Source organism: Staphylococcus sp. ZWU0021 (assembly GCF_000798895.1).
Lineage (GTDB): Bacteria > Bacillota > Bacilli > Staphylococcales > Staphylococcaceae > Staphylococcus > Staphylococcus saprophyticus.
This window is the reverse complement of sequence record NZ_JTLN01000002.1, coordinates 34572-49954: the sequence shown is the minus strand read 5'-3', so window position 1 is coordinate 49954 and position 15383 is coordinate 34572. Positions and strand designations below refer to the sequence as shown.

The window sequence follows — 15383 nt, the reverse complement described above, 5'->3', positions numbered from 1 at the left end:
GGCGGACTGTAAATCCGCTCCTTCGGGTTCGGCAGTTCGAATCTGCCCCCCTCCACCATTTATTTAATTTAATAGGGGCATATTTCAACGGTAGAATAGAGGTCTCCAAAACCTTTGATGTGGGTTCGATTCCTACTGCCCCTGCCATGGCGGTTGTGGCGAAGTGGTTAACGCATCGGATTGTGGTTCCGACACTCGTGGGTTCGATTCCCATCATCCGCCCTTAGTATTATTGGGCTATAGCCAAGCGGTAAGGCAATGGACTTTGACTCCATCACGCGCTGGTTCGAATCCAGCTAGCCCAGTTTTTTATTGGCGGCATAGCCAAGTGGTAAGGCAGAGGTCTGCAAAACCTTTATCACCGGTTCAAATCCGGTTGCCGCCTTCAACGATATGCGGGAGTAGTTCAACTTTTAGAACACGTTCCTTCCCGGAATGAGGTATAGGTGTAAGTCCTATCTTCCGCTCCATATTAAATTATTATATCCCATGCGGGGGTAGTTCAACTCTTAGAACACGTTCCTTCCCGGAACGAGGTGTAGGTGTAAGTCCTATCCTCCGCTCCATATTATTTTGCGGGAGTAGTTCAACTTTTAGAACACATTCCTTCCCGGAATGAGGTATAGGTGTAAGTCCTATCTTCCGCTCCATTTATTCTTCCATTGAGGAAGTTTTTTTTTACACTTTTTAAGTATATAAATTTAATAATCACTTTGGATTGTTGTTTATTTATATTGAGGTAAATATTATTTTAACGTCTTAATCAATGTGGTATTATTAAATGGTTATGTTATATGAAGTAATAATTAATACTTGATTTATGTATAATTAAAAATTTGAACTATAGGAGCTATAATTTCTATGATACGTACAATGATGAATGGAAAAATTCACAGAGCAAGAGTAACAGAATCTAATTTAAACTATGTAGGTAGTATTACGATTGATAAAGATATATTGGAAGCAGTAGATATATTACCCAATGAGAAAGTGGCAATTGTAAATAATAATAATGGTACACGTTTTGAAACCTATGTTATTGAAGGAGAACGTGGAAGTGGTAAGATATGCTTAAATGGAGCTGCTTCTAGGTTAGTAGAAGTAGACGATGTTGTGATTATTATGACATATGTTCAATTAAATGAAACTGAGCTTATAAATCACGTACCTAAAGTAGCTGTAATGAATGAATTTAACCAAATAACACAAATGATTGGTGAAAAGGAAAATGAAATAATTTTAGATTGATTTTTAAGTAAATAGTTAATTTGATCTGTACTTAATAATTTGCTTCTAATTAAAAATGATGAATTTATTTAAATTAAGACGTGGTAATTAGTTTAATTTATTTATAAGGCAAAGATATTATGAATAGTGACAATTTATACTTTTTTAGTAAGGTGTTTTTCTTTCAAAAGCTAGTGATTACGCTCTTTATTAAGAAATCTATTGACGACAAAAGTTCTAAGTTATATAATGTATTTATGCTGTTTCGAACATAAACGGTTACTTTTTGTAAAATAAGTGATCGCTCAATTTTTTATTGAGCCGGTGTGGCGGAATTGGCAGACGCGCGGGACTCAAAATCCCGTTCCTTCTTGGAGTGTCGGTTCGATCCCGACCACCGGTATAACTATAGTAATAAACAGACTCTGTTTGTTTTTGAACCTCGTATCTACGAGGTTCTTTTTTTATGTCAAATATACGTTTTGTTTTAAATTTAAAAAAAGAATATAAATCATTGATATTATATTTACCATTATAACTTTATATTGTGGTTTTTAAGAAAGTATAATATTATGAGTCTAATGCTTTATTTGGAGGAAAATGAATGTCTAAGAGTAAAACTAAAAATAATAGTAGTAAACAATTTTTTAGCAACATACTTCAAGCTGTGGGTGCTGGTGTTGTAATTGCATTAATACCGAATGCAATGTTAGGAGAGTTATTAAAATTCTTCAAAGAAGATAATCAATTATTAGAATCAGTGTATCAATTGGTTGTATTAATTCAATCATTTATGGCTTTTATTATTGGAGTATTAGCAGCGCATCAATTTAAATTTAGTGGTGCTGGTGCAACGATGGTTGGCGTTTCTGCAATGCTTGGTAGTGGGGCAGTAAAAATAACATCAAACGGTTTTATGTTAAATGGTATTGGAGATATTATAAATACGATATTAGTAGTCATGGTAGCCTGTTTTTTATATTTAATACTTCAAAACAAATTAGGATCGCTTGAAATGATTATTTTACCGGTAGTGATTCCGGTTGTAAGTGGCATTATAGGTATTTATACACTAGGGTATGTATCGAATGTGACGAAAGGAATTGGACATTTAGTGAGTTCTTTTACAGAACTGAATCCTATGTTGATGTCTATCCTTATCTGTGTTACATATTCTTTATTAATGGTTACACCCATATCTGTGGTAGCAATTGCCACTGCAATTGGTTTGTCTGGTTTAGGAAGTGGTGCAGCTAATATGGGTATTGTAGCAGCTTGTGTAACATTTTTATTCGGTTCAATACGAGTGAATGGTGCAGGTGTCAATCTTGTATTAATTATTGGTGCAGCTAAAATGATGATTCCAGTATACTTTAAACATTTAATCATCGCGGTGCCTTTAGTTATTAATGGTATCATAGGAGGGTTAATTGCTTATTTCATAGGAATTCAAGGGACACCAATGTCTGCTGGTTTTGGTTATACAGGTTTAGTAGGGCCAATAAACGCATTTAATCGGATGGATGGTGATCCAGTAATAAATATTATCCTTTTAATTTTTGGTTATCTTATTATTCCATTTGTAGCAGCATTTTTTGTACATGAATTATGTAAAAAATTCATAGGCAATTATTCAGATGACATATATAGATTTGAAATACCAAAACAATAAAGTGTTTTGAATTTGTGTATGGCAGTTGGTTATCTAAGAAAATGAATATCTATACATTTTCAAGGTATTGTATAGGTGTAGTTAAGTCTAAAAATCTAAAACTTTAAGTTTATTATAGTGTCAATATTATTTTCATTATTTTCTATGTCTATATATTTTACTTTAAGGTATGGAGTATAAATTAATGTATATTAACAAGCATGACAGCAACCTGTAATTGATTATGAAGCATAGGGCAGAAATTAAATTTTCTAGTGGGTCTTTTGTAGTTCCACCTATGTAATCAAGGCAGAGATAACTATGATAAAGGTCTGCCTGAGCTAACGTGCATGTATAAGTTTCACTATAATTATATATAAGATTTAGCCTATGCATAAGAACTACTCGTTTCCATAAGAATAGGAAAAATAGTTTCTTTAAAATAAGTAGGCTATACATTTTCAATTTAGTCATTTAGTGCCTAATTGAACAAGAGTCTGAGACATCTAGTTTTGTCCCAGGCTCTCTTTTTTATACTCAAGGGACAGAATTTGAGGTAATTAGCTGTTTATATAAGTTTAAATAGATTCCTAAAATTATATTGAATATTATTTCGTAATTATGTATAATAATGAATTATATAGAAAGGGGTTAGAAAATGAAACACATGATTAAATTGATTATGACTGTTATTTTAATTAGTAGCGGTATATTAACTTACATTAGCCCTGTTGCACATGGAGCGGAACAGGATCAATGGGATAAAATAAAAGCGCGTGGTGAATTACGCGTAGGTTTATCTGCAGATTATGCACCATATGAATTTGAGCATAATGTAAATGGTAAATCGGAATATGCAGGTATCGATATTGACTTAGCTAAAAAAATAGCTAAAGATAATCATCTGAAATTAAAAATTGTAAATATGCAATTTGACAGTTTATTGGGAGCAATTAAGACTGGGAAAGTCGATTTAATTATTTCTGGTATGACACCAACACCAGAGCGTGAAAAAGAAGTAGATTTTTCTAACCCATATATGACAGTCCAACAAAAAATGATAATAAAAAAATCAGATGCAGATAATTTAAAAGATATTGATGATTTTGCAAATAAAAAAATAGGTGTTCAAAAACAAACACAACAAGAAAAAATTGCTCAGAGTGAAATTGATAATGCACAGGTACAATCTTTGACTAGAGTTCCAGAAGTAATCATGTCATTAAAGAGTGGTAAGGTAAAAGGAATGGTCATCGAAGGACCAGTAGCTGAAGCTTATTTGAAACAAAATAAAGATTTAACATTTGCTGAAAATGTTAAATTTAATGAAGGTACAAAAAGTACAGCAATAGCTGCTCCGAAACATTCTCCAAAATTAATGGAAAAATTGAATGCATCTATCAAAGATGTTAAAGATAATAATTTAATTAAGGATTATAAAGCTTCTGCGGCAGAAGCAATGAAAAAAGATGACGGTAATTTTTTCACTAAGTATGGTAATTTCTTCTTAAAAGGTATTCAGAACACGATATTAATTTCCATTGTTGGTGTTCTATTAGGGACAGTGTTTGGTGCTGGTATTGCTTTACTTAAGTTAAGCAAAATTAAATTATTAAGTTGGCTTGCTTCAGCTTATATTGAATTCCTAAGAGGGACACCGCTTTTAGTTCAAGTATTCCTTGTTTACTTTGGAACAACAGCAGTTCTTGGATTAAATATATCAGCGCTTATATGCGGTATGATTGCTTTAGTAATTAATTGTTCAGCATATATTGCCGAAATAATAAGAGCAGGTATTAACGCTGTTGATAGTGGACAAACTGAAGCAGCACGTAGTTTAGGTTTAACTTATGGTCAGACAATGAAGTCAGTTATTTTACCGCAAGCTATTAAAAATATTTTACCGGCTTTAGGTAATGAATTTGTAACGGTAATTAAAGAATCGTCAATTGTTTCAGTCATTGGTGTTAGTGAAATAATGTTCAATGCACAAGTTGTACAAGGTGCGTCATTTGATCCATTTACACCATTAATCGTTGCTGCAATACTATACTTTATTCTTACATTCACATTATCTAGAGTGATGTATTACTTTGAAGGGAGAATGAAAGTTAGTGATTAATATTAAAAATTTATATAAATCTTTTGGTAAAAATGAAGTGCTCAAAGGAATTGATTTAACGGTTAATCAAGGTGAAGTCGTCGCAATCATTGGTCCTTCTGGTAGTGGGAAAAGTACATTACTTCGTTGCATGAATTTGTTAGAAACACCGACTAGTGGGGAAGTTATTTTTAAAGAACAACATTTAACTCATAACAGCACTGAGTTAGAAACCTTACGTCAACAAATGGGGATGGTATTTCAAAATTTTAATTTGTTTCCTCATAAAAAGGTCATAGATAATGTTATATTAGCGCCAAGTTTATTGAAAAAAGATAATATCGCTAATTTAAAACAACAGGCGAAATCATTACTTGAAAAGGTTGGATTAGCAGATAAAGCAGACGCTTATCCCTCTCAATTATCTGGTGGACAAAAGCAGAGGGTTGCAATTGCTAGAGCATTGGCAATGAATCCTGAAGTGTTATTATTTGATGAACCAACGTCAGCACTTGATCCTGAAGTTGTTGGTGATGTGCTTAAGGTAATGAAAGATCTAGCAAAAGAAGGTATGACAATGGTCGTTGTCACACATGAAATGAACTTTGCAAGGGATGTAAGTGATAAAGTGGTCTTTATGGCAGATGGCGTGATTGTTGAATCTGGATCGCCAACAGATATTTTTGATCATCAACAACATGAAAGAACTAAAAACTTCTTGAGTAGAGTACTATAAGCTGTTGAAACCAAGCATTTAAAGTTAGATTAATTAATAATCGTAACTTTAGATACTTGGTTTTTAATTTTGTCATGAAAAACTAAAATACGTCATACGCTAAACACTTCGGAATGTGTTAAACTATGGAATGTATGTTTTTAATGTGGGGTGTAATTAAATGGATTTAAACCAATTGAAACAAGATGTCATAGATTATGCTCATACAATTGGTATCGATAGTATTGGTTTTACTACAGCTGATCCTTTTGATGAGTTGAAACAAAAGTTAGCTGACTATCATGCGAAAGGCTATGCATCTGGTTTCGAAGAATCGGATATCGAATTGAGAACTGAACCGAAGTTATCGCTGCCGACAGCTAGATCAATCATTGCAATTGCAGTGGGTTATCCTAATAAATTGAAAGGCGCTCCTAAAAGTGTTCGTGGTGATCGCCGTGGTATGTTTGCACGAGCATCGTGGGGACAAGACTATCATTCGATTATGAGGAAACGCCTAGATAAATTAGGTGCGTATTTAGAAGAAAAAGTACCTGGTGTAGAAATACAATCAATGGTAGATACTGGTGTACTTTCAGATCGCGCAGTTGCTGAACGCGCGGGCTTAGGTTACGTAGGTAGAAACGGTTTTGTTATTAATCCAGAATTAGGTACATGGACATATCTAGGTGAAATGCTTGTAAGTATACCTTTTCCACCAGATGATCCGTTAATCGATAGTTGTGGTGATTGTACCATTTGTGTTGATCGTTGCCCAACTGGAGCACTTGTTGGTGATGGACAATTAAATAGTCAAAAATGTATCAGCTTTTTAACGCAAACTAAAGGGTATTTAGCTGATGAATATCGTTATAAAATTGGTAATCGTTTATATGGTTGTGATACATGTCAGCAAGTTTGTCCAAGAAATAAAGGAATCAATACTCAACATGATGATATCGTATTAGAACCAGAAATTTTGAAACCTAGATTGGCGCCTTTGTTGCAAATGAGTAATAAGGAATTTAAAAACACTTATGGTCATTTAGCAGGTGCATGGAGAGGGAAGAAACCGATACAGCGGAATGCTATCGTCGCATTAGCGCATTTTAAAGATGAAACTGCAATATCAGAATTACAAGAAGTAGCTTTGAATGATCCTAGACCCATGATTCGTGGTACTGCATATTGGGCAATAGGTCAAATTCAAGGTGAAGCGGCAAGGCCTTTTATAGAACAACATTATAATGATGAAATAGAAGAAGTCCAAGTAGAAATGATAAAAGGACTTGAAATGAGGAGCGAATAAAAGCATGACAAACCATATAGTATTATTTCAGCCACAAATACCTGGTAATACAGGCAGTATTGCTAGAACATGCGCTGGTACATATACACATTTACATTTAATTAAGCCATTAGGTTTTAGTACAGATGATAAAATGTTAAAACGTGCAGGCTTAGATTATTGGGAATCTGTGAACATTACCTATTATGAAAACATTGAATCATTTTTTGAAAACACAGATGGTACATACTATTTGTTGACTAAATTTGGTAAAAAGACGTATTCAGATTTTGATTTCACAGATACAGAACATGACCACTTTTTCATATTTGGACGAGAAACAACTGGATTACCTGATTGGGTAAAAGATGCTTATGCTGAAACTGCCTTAAGAATACCAATGAATGATAATATTAGATCATTAAATCTATCTAATACAGCTTCATTACTTATATACGAAGCTTTAAGACAACAAAGTTTCCCTGGGTTACATTAATTGTTTAAAATGAATGAAATTATAGTTAAAGCTTTGTATAATGAAGTTAAGCCTAAATATAATTTAAATCAGAAGAATCATAAGTTAAATTAAGTAAATAGTTTATGGTTACTGTAACAAGGGTAATAATAAAAATAATGCTAGAACGCGTCTTAATAGACAAAGAGGAGTGTAATTACTATGGCAATGAACTTTAAAGTTTTAGAAAATGAACAAGTTGTAGCGGAATATGCTGCAGATATCTTAAGAAAACAATTTAACAACAATCCAACAACAATTGCTGGCGTACACCTTTCAAGTGACAATGCACCAGTATTGGATGAATTAAAGAAAAATGTTGATAAACATGCAGTAGATTTTAGTCAAATTAATATTCTGGATTATGATAACAATAAATCATACTTTGAAGCACTTGGTGTTCCAGAAGGCCAAATCTTCAATGTTTCATTTGGTGAAGATACGGAATCATTTATTAAAGATAAAATCAAAACTAAAGAAAATAAAGGGAAATTGATTACACAAGTACTTTCTATTGATACAAATGGTAAATTAGATGTAAGTGTGAATCAAGGTTTATTCTCGGCACGTGAAGTTATTTTAATTATTACAGGTAGCGATAAAAAAGAAGTCGTTCATAAACTTTATGAAGAAAATGGTAAAACAAGTTTTGAACCTTCAGATTTAAAAGCGCACCGTATGGTTAATGTTATTTTAGATGAAGCGGCTGCTGAAGGTTTACCAGAAGATGTTAGACATTATTTCACTGCACGTTTTGCATAATTTATATGTGAGGTGATTGCAATGAGTTTAGATAAAAATCAAAATAATCTACATCGTGATGAATTAGAGTCAGAAAACGCGATGGTTGATGATTTAGAGGATGTCGTAGAATTAGGAAAAGAAATGGAACAAATCTCTGAAGAAAATGATGAAGATAAATTAGATAAATCACATGACCCAGCAGTACGTTCCGATTTAAATGAATAGTTTAAGCCACCTTTGTGAATTATTATGGTTCACAAAGGTTTTTTGTGTAATTGTGATGACGATTATTTTCGAAGTCATGTGGTAAAAAAAGAAATGCCATGTTAAATGTGAATGTGTTATTATTAAAGCATTATTGATTTAAGGAGAATTATATAAATGTTAAGCAAATATTGGAAATATATCATGATAAGTGCTGTTATTGTAAATTTAATTTCTATAAAAGGTTTTCCAATGGCAATTGGAGCGCTTTATTTACCAGTATTATTCAAAATTATTAAATTACAAATTAATTTATCACAAGGTTTAGTAGATCAAGTGAATGCATCAACTTTTGTAAAAAGTAATCAAACAGGCGTCATTATTAGTGTGTTATGTTGTATTGTTATAACTGTATTATTATTTAAGCCTTTAGGTAGCTTTTATGATAATTTAGATGGTTTCCTAGGATTATTAATAACAATTAGTCCAGTTACATTAGTGATAGGTGCGATCTTATTAATTTTAACTGCAGTTGGCGTGATTCAAGCGGCAAAAAATCAATTTAAAAGTGTTAATATCACTAAAGAGCGTTAAGACAATTTTTAATAATAGAGCTTTTAAGATTAATAAAATGTACGTCACTATGTCCATTCATCTAATATAAAAATTTTAATTGTATTTCCAATTATCGCGTCTGAGACAAAGTAGATGTCTCAGACGCTTTTTTTCATTTAGGCAGTAGATGACTGAATTGAAAAGGTAAAATCTCACTTATTTAAACAAACGATTAAAAAATTTGATTACTCTCCTGCTACCTTTTCATATAAAAGAAAAAATATCAATGTGTTGTTGTTTATGTATTTTAAAATTATCAATTGAATTATGAAAACGCTATATAATACGATTGCTCCTATAAAATGTTTAATGCTATACTAATAGCGAACAATGAATAATGAAGGGGAGAATTATAAATGTCAGTAAGAATAGAACATGATACATTCGGTGAAATTGAAGTACCTGCAGATAAATACTGGGGTGCACAAACAGAAAGAAGTAAACGTAATTTTCCAGTGGGTAAAGAACGTATGCCAATTGAAGTTGTATACGGATTTGCGCAATTAAAAAGAGGGGCAGCATTAGCTAATCATGCATTAGGTAAATTATCAGATGCCAAAAAAGATGCGATTGTCTATGCATGTGACCGCGTATTAAATAAAGAATTAGATGAACATTTCCCACTTGTTGTTTGGCAAACAGGGAGTGGTACACAAAGTAATATGAATGTAAACGAAGTTGTAAGTTATGTTGCCAATACTTACTTAAAAGAGCAAGGTATCGATGAGTCTATTCATCCTAATGATGATGTAAATAAATCTCAAAGTTCTAATGATACATTCCCAACAGCAATGCATGTTGCATTATACAATGAAGTTGAAACAAAATTAGAACCTGCATTAAAAACACTGAGAGATACGTTTAAACAAAAAGAAGAACAATATCACGATATTATTAAAATTGGGCGTACGCATATACAAGATGCTACACCGATTCGACTAGGTCAAGAAATTAGTGGTTGGCGTTATATGTTAGATAAATGTGAAACGTTGTTAAGTGAATCAAAAGCGCATATTTTAAACTTAGCTATTGGTGGTACTGCAGTAGGTACAGGAATTAATGCACATCCAGAGTTTGGTGACAAAGTAGCTAAATTTATAGCTGAAAATACAGGCTATCCTTTTGTATCATCTGAAAATAAATTCCATGCATTAACAGCACATGACGAAGTTGTACAATTGCATGGTACACTTAAAGCACTTGCAACAGATCTAATGAAAATTGCCAATGATGTAAGATGGTTAGCTTCAGGACCTCGTGCGGGTCTTGCTGAGATTTCCATACCAGAGAATGAACCTGGTTCATCTATCATGCCTGGTAAGGTTAATCCAACGCAATGTGAAATGTTAACTATGGTTGCAGTTCAAGTAATGGGTAATGATACAGCAGTTGGTATTGCAAGTTCACAAGGTAACTTTGAACTCAATGTATACAAACCAGTTATTTTATTAAATACCTTGCAGTCAATTTATTTATTAGCAGATGGTATGGACACATTTAATAATAACTGTGCAGTTGGTATTGAGCCAATTCCAGAGAATATTGATAATTATTTAAACCAATCATTAATGCTCGTAACTGCTTTGAATCCACACATTGGATATGAAAAAGCAGCTAGTATCGCTAAAAAAGCTCACCGTGAAGGGCTTACTTTAAAAGAATCAGCAATTGATTCAGGGTATGTTACAGAAGAACAATTCGAACAATGGATTAAACCAGAAGATATGGTTGAACCTAAATAAAACTCCATAGAGCACTGAAAATACAAATATTTAAATTAAGAGAGCTAATCCTATCATATGGATTAGCTCTTTTTGTTTTATACTTTAATGCGTTGAACGTTAGCAATTGACTACAGAATAATCAAATGCAACAGTTTTTTTACACTTAATAGTATGCTAGCTTATTTTAATAGAGATAAGGTATTGCAATTATTTTATATGATTAAACTTCATCGTCTAAACTTACAGTTATACTTTCTTGTGTGAGTGGATGAATAAATTCTATTTTGTGACTATTTAATTCTAATTTTCTTAACGTAGAGTTACCATATAATGGATCACCAATAACTGGGTGACCAATTTCTGCTAAGTGTACACGAATTTGATGCGTTCTACCGGTATCTAATTTTATTTCTAATTCACAGACGTCTTCTTTAATCATTTTTGAATTTAAAATATGTGTGATTGCAGATTGACCTGTAGAAGAGACACGACGTTTATTAGAATGAAATTTATCTTTACCAATAGGCATATCGATAGTCTGAGGTTTGATAGGTAATAAACTATGTACATTTGCTTTATATATACGGTCTATTTTATTTTCCTCTAGCATACGGTCTAAGATTTTTTTCATTAGTGGGTTTTTTGCGACGATTAATAAACCAACTGTTTCTTGGTCTAATCGGTGAATAGGTTCTACATAATCACTTTTTATTGTATAAATGACATGGTTCATTAATGTATTACTTTCTTTTAAATCATTTGGATGTGTTTTCACACCTTTTGGTTTCATGACAATTGCTATGTCATCATCTTCATAATAAATTTGAGCGAAGCGGTAACTAGGTAAGTAATTACTCACTTCATCTGGTGTTGGAATATAAACATTATCGCCAGTATTTACTTTAGTCGTGAGCGTTCCAGGCGATTCGTTAATGGTAATTGCTTTCGACATATTTAAAGTGTGTAAATCTTTTTTTGGTAAGTGCAATTGTTGAAAAATTTCTCTTAATGTTAATTGATTATATTTATTAGGGATTTCAAATTTCATAGTATCCTCCTTGATTATCAACTATTATCATACCATAAAGAAAGTATTAAAAATATTAGTCAAATGAATTCTATATTTAAAATTTAAATGAATGCATTTATTAATGTTGTAGAAGCAACATTTTAAAATTTAACATGAAGAAGGTATAATATATATTAAAGTAGTAACGGAATGGAATGGTTAAATGGAAAAACCGACAAGACTTGCATTACTTAAAGAAATAGCTGAATTTTTAAATGAAGAAACAGAAACATACAGCATGATGGATGGCGCGTTGAGATATCTTATAGAAGGAACGGATTTTACTACTGGATGGATTTTCTTTATAGATGATGTAGGGCAACATGAATTAGTCTCGCATTTTGAGCTTCCAGGAGCGTTAGCCAAAGACAATTGTAAATACATGTGTGAAGGCACGTGTTGGTGTGTTCAAGCATATCAAAATAAAAAGTTAACTAAGGCATCAAATATTATAAATTGCTCTCGCATTAATTTAGCTAATCGTGCACATCATGCTGAAACAAATGGTATTACACATCATGCAACGGTGCCATTACGTTCAGGAGAAGAACAGTTTGGATTATTAAATGTGGCGACACCTTATAAAACAAGCTACAGTGAAGAGGACTTAGAATTACTAGAGTCAGTTGCTTTTCAAATAGGTTCTGCTATCAAACGAATTATTCTCACAAATAAAGAAAAAGAAGCTGCTCGTATCAGTGAAAGAAATCGATTAGCTCGAGATTTACATGATTCAGTGAATCAATTATTATTTTCTGTGAAACTGACTGCACATGCTGCCCAGGGTATTACGAAAGAGGAAGTATCACGGAATGCTTTTAATGTAATAGAAGATACAAGTCAACAAGCCGTGAATGAGATGCGGTCATTGATCTGGCAACTTAAACCTGTTGGATTAGAACAAGGATTAGTAAATGCATTAAATAACTATAGTGATATTTTACAAATTGAGTTAAGTGTAAAAGTTGAAGGTTTGATTAATTTACCAAGCTTAATAGAAGAAAATGTCTACCGTATTATCCAAGAAGCTATGAATAATACTAAGAAACATGCGAATACAAATGAGATTAATGTGAAATTGACGCAAAATCATCAATCTTTAATCGTGGAAATTAAAGATTTTGGTAAAGGTTTTAATATGAATCAATCAAATTTTAATTATTCACATGGAATCAATAATATGAGACAACGTGCGAAAGCGATAAATGGTAATTTAGATATTGAATCAATTGAAAACAAGGGTACTAAAATATATATAAGCGTGCCGTTGTCGTTATAGGAAGGAAGAAAGTTATGAGTCGAATTATACTTGTAGATGATCATCATATTGTTAGGCAAGGATTAGAATTTTTATTATCAACGGTAGAAGATTTAGAGGTTATAGGTGGATTTTCAGATGGTCAAACCTTTTTAGATTATCTAGAAAACAACACGTTACCCGATATTGTATTATTAGATTTAGTAATGCCAGAAATGAATGGTATTGAAATTACAGAATGGATGAAGAAAAAATATCCAAATGTAAAAATATTAGTGTTAACAAGTTATATTGATGATGAACATGTTATTTCTGCAATTGATAAAGGTGCAGATGGTTATGAGATGAAAGATGTAGAGCCTGAGCAATTAATAAAAACAATAAAACATGTTCTTGCAGGAGAAAAAATTATTCATCCTCAAGCACAACATGTCATTGAAACAGTAAGTAAAAAGCCACATTATGCAAACAAGCTTTCAAAAAGGGAATCAGAAGTACTTACGGAAATGGCAAAAGGTAAAACAAATAAAGAAATTGCAGAAACACTTTTTGTATCAGAGAAAACAATTAAAACGCATGTTAGCCATATATTTAGTAAACTTCAAGTAACGGATCGTACACAGGCGGCAATTTATGCTATGCAAAACAATTTAATATAGTGTGTAATAAAACGATCATAAATAATGTCATGGCATGGTAATATATCTATTTTGGTGAATTCTTACTTTAATTTATATAAAAATACTATATAATAAATAGTAATAACTAAAAGGGGGATATTGCTATGAAAACGAAGCATCTTTCATTAAAGATCGTCATAGCGTTAGTATTAGGTATTGCAATTGGTTCTATCTTTAATGTATTTTCGAATACAGCTTTTGTAGAAAACGTAGATAAATACCTATTTAATGTTATCGGACAAATCTTTCTGAATTTAATCTTTATGTTAGTAGTGCCAGTTGTTTTTGTTTCCATCGTCTTAGGGGTAGTCGGTGTAGGTGATCCAAAATTATTAGGGGGCATAGGTATAAAAACGATTACCTTCTTTTTAACAACGACAGCGATTGCAATTATCATTGGTATTACATTGGCTTTAGTATTACAACCCGGTGCTGGAAAATCAGAACTATTAAATAGTGATGATGTATCCAGTTATCAACAAACATTAGAGAAAGAAGACAGTTCACAAGATTCAGCCGCCAAACAAACATTTGATCAAACTTTAATTAATTTATTTCCTAAAAATCCATTGCAAGCCATGACGGATGAAAATATGTTGCAAATTATTTCATTTGCTATTTTCATTGGTGTAGGTATTATCATGGTGGGTTCAAAGGCACAAATGGTTCATAAATTTTTAGAACAAACCAATGATGTACTCATGTATATTGTAACAATGATTATGAGTGTCTTTGCACCAATTGGTACATTTGGTCTTGTAGCACATGCCTTTACTGGTGCTGGATTTGGGGCAATCCAGCAATTAGGTATGTATTTCTTTATTGTCTTACTGGGGTTAGGGATTCATTTCTTTGTGGTATATGGTGCTGCCGTTAAATTTATGGCAAAATCAAGTCCATTAAAGTTTTTCAAAGACTTTATTCCAGCTATCACATTAGGTTTTAGTGCTTCAAGTTCTACGGCTACTTTACCTGTATCATTAGAATGCACGAAAAAAATGGGGGTTAGACGGGAAATTGCTTCATTTGTTCAACCCTTAGGCGCAACGATTAACATGGATGGTACTGCCATAATGCAAGGTGTTGCAACGATATTTATCGCTCAAATTTCTGGCGTGACTTTATCTGTTTCGCAAATTATAACAGTTGTCGTTATAGCAGTTGTGGCATCTATTGGTACAGCTGGGGTTCCTGGCGTAGGATTGATTATGCTCGCAATGGTATTAAATGCAGTAGGACTAGATCCAGCAGCCATCGGTATTATTTTAGGGATTGATAGATTACTTGATATGACAAGAACATCAGTCAATATAACAGGCGACGCAGCATGTGCTTTAGTTATTTCAAATGCTGAAGAAAGAAAGTTAGCAAAAGAACGTACACTTAATGAATAAATATAGATTAATAAAGGGTAGGGCATAGAAATCAAATTTTCTAATATAGATTACGTCGTCCTACCTATGCAATCAAGGCAAAGATGACTAGAATAAAGCTTTACCTGAGCTAACGTGCATACATAAGTCTCACTAGCATTTTTATGTGGCATATCTAAGCTTTAGCTTATGCAAAAGAACGATTTGTTTCTATAAAAAT

The 15383-nt window shown here is 32.5% G+C and carries 14 protein-coding genes and 8 tRNA genes; 21 read left to right on the top strand and 1 reads right to left on the bottom strand.

From position 1 onward, the window contains the following. Positions 1–73 precede the first annotated feature (73 nt). The 18 genes from L987_RS00370 (at position 74) to fumC (ending at position 10801) form a co-directional block, all read left to right on the top strand. Positions 74–147, top strand: a tRNA-Trp gene (locus L987_RS00370). Positions 148–149: 2 nt separating this feature from the next. Continuing rightward, a tRNA-His gene (locus tag L987_RS00365) sits at positions 150–222 on the top strand. 11 nt (positions 223–233) lie between these two features. Next, a tRNA-Gln gene (locus L987_RS00360) sits at positions 234–305 on the top strand. A 9-nt stretch (positions 306–314) separates the two neighbouring features. Next, positions 315–385: transfer RNA gene (locus L987_RS00355), tRNA-Cys, on the top strand. Positions 386–395: 10 nt separating this feature from the next. Continuing rightward, positions 396–470 (top strand) — tRNA-Gly (locus tag L987_RS13630). A gap of 21 nt (positions 471–491) precedes the next feature. Then, positions 492–566: transfer RNA gene (locus L987_RS13625), tRNA-Gly, on the top strand. A gap of 9 nt (positions 567–575) precedes the next feature. Then, positions 576–650, top strand: a tRNA-Gly gene (locus tag L987_RS00350). A 211-nt stretch (positions 651–861) separates the two neighbouring features. Next, entirely contained in the window at positions 862–1248 is a 387-nt protein-coding gene (gene panD, locus L987_RS00345) for an aspartate 1-decarboxylase (protein ID WP_047502305.1), read from the top strand. 299 nt (positions 1249–1547) lie between these two features. Beyond that, positions 1548–1630 (top strand) — tRNA-Leu (locus L987_RS00340). Between the two features lie 201 nt (positions 1631–1831). Further along, on the top strand, positions 1832–2899 hold the full coding sequence (locus tag L987_RS00335; RefSeq protein ID WP_011302800.1) for a PTS transporter subunit IIC: 1068 nt from the start codon (positions 1832–1834) through the stop codon (positions 2897–2899). A gap of 637 nt (positions 2900–3536) precedes the next feature. Beyond that, positions 3537–5000, top strand: coding sequence for an ABC transporter substrate-binding protein/permease (locus L987_RS00330; protein WP_047502301.1), 1464 nt, complete (start codon positions 3537–3539; stop codon positions 4998–5000). Then, complete coding sequence (locus L987_RS00325; RefSeq protein ID WP_002482873.1) at positions 4993–5715, top strand: amino acid ABC transporter ATP-binding protein; 723 nt, start codon at positions 4993–4995, stop codon at positions 5713–5715. The genes L987_RS00330 and L987_RS00325 overlap by 8 nt, the downstream gene beginning before the upstream one ends. A 160-nt stretch (positions 5716–5875) precedes the next feature. Then, a complete protein-coding gene (queG, locus tag L987_RS00320) occupies positions 5876–7003 on the top strand; it encodes a tRNA epoxyqueuosine(34) reductase QueG (protein ID WP_047502298.1) in 1128 nt (375 codons plus the stop codon). Positions 7004–7007: 4 nt separating this feature from the next. Further along, on the top strand, positions 7008–7478 hold the full coding sequence (gene trmL, locus L987_RS00315) for a tRNA (uridine(34)/cytosine(34)/5-carboxymethylaminomethyluridine(34)-2'-O)-methyltransferase TrmL (protein WP_002482875.1): 471 nt from the start codon (positions 7008–7010) through the stop codon (positions 7476–7478). Positions 7479–7658: 180 nt separating this feature from the next. Further along, positions 7659–8258 carry a 6-phosphogluconolactonase gene (locus tag L987_RS00310; RefSeq protein ID WP_011302804.1) on the top strand — a complete coding sequence of 200 codons (600 nt, stop codon included), beginning with the start codon at positions 7659–7661 and terminating at the stop codon, positions 8256–8258. A gap of 21 nt (positions 8259–8279) precedes the next feature. Further along, the gene (locus L987_RS00305) at positions 8280–8465 is read left to right on the top strand and encodes an SAS053 family DNA gyrase inhibitor (protein WP_011302805.1); all 186 of its coding nucleotides are present in this window, start codon (positions 8280–8282) and stop codon (positions 8463–8465) included. Positions 8466–8621: 156 nt separating this feature from the next. Next, positions 8622–9038: a hypothetical protein gene (locus L987_RS00300; RefSeq protein WP_011302806.1), complete on the top strand. Its 417-nt coding sequence runs from the start codon at positions 8622–8624 to the stop codon at positions 9036–9038. Between the two features lie 377 nt (positions 9039–9415). Continuing rightward, the gene (gene fumC / locus L987_RS00295; protein ID WP_047502294.1) at positions 9416–10801 is read left to right on the top strand and encodes a class II fumarate hydratase; all 1386 of its coding nucleotides are present in this window, start codon (positions 9416–9418) and stop codon (positions 10799–10801) included. A gap of 202 nt (positions 10802–11003) precedes the next feature. Here fumC and L987_RS00290 read toward each other — a convergent pair whose 3' ends face one another. Then, positions 11004–11831, bottom strand: coding sequence for an RluA family pseudouridine synthase (locus L987_RS00290; RefSeq protein WP_011302808.1), 828 nt, complete (start codon positions 11829–11831; stop codon positions 11004–11006). Between the two features lie 184 nt (positions 11832–12015). Here L987_RS00290 and L987_RS00285 point away from each other — a divergent pair, with 184 nt between their 5' ends. From L987_RS00285 to L987_RS00275, 3 genes are all read left to right on the top strand, one after another. Beyond that, positions 12016–13131, top strand: a complete 1116-nt coding sequence (locus L987_RS00285; protein ID WP_011302809.1) for a GAF domain-containing sensor histidine kinase — start codon at positions 12016–12018, stop codon at positions 13129–13131. Positions 13132–13145: 14 nt separating this feature from the next. After that, positions 13146–13769, top strand: coding sequence for a response regulator (locus tag L987_RS00280; RefSeq protein WP_011302810.1), 624 nt, complete (start codon positions 13146–13148; stop codon positions 13767–13769). A gap of 125 nt (positions 13770–13894) precedes the next feature. Next, entirely contained in the window at positions 13895–15184 is a 1290-nt protein-coding gene (locus tag L987_RS00275; protein ID WP_047502289.1) for a dicarboxylate/amino acid:cation symporter, read from the top strand. Positions 15185–15383 lie beyond the last annotated feature (199 nt).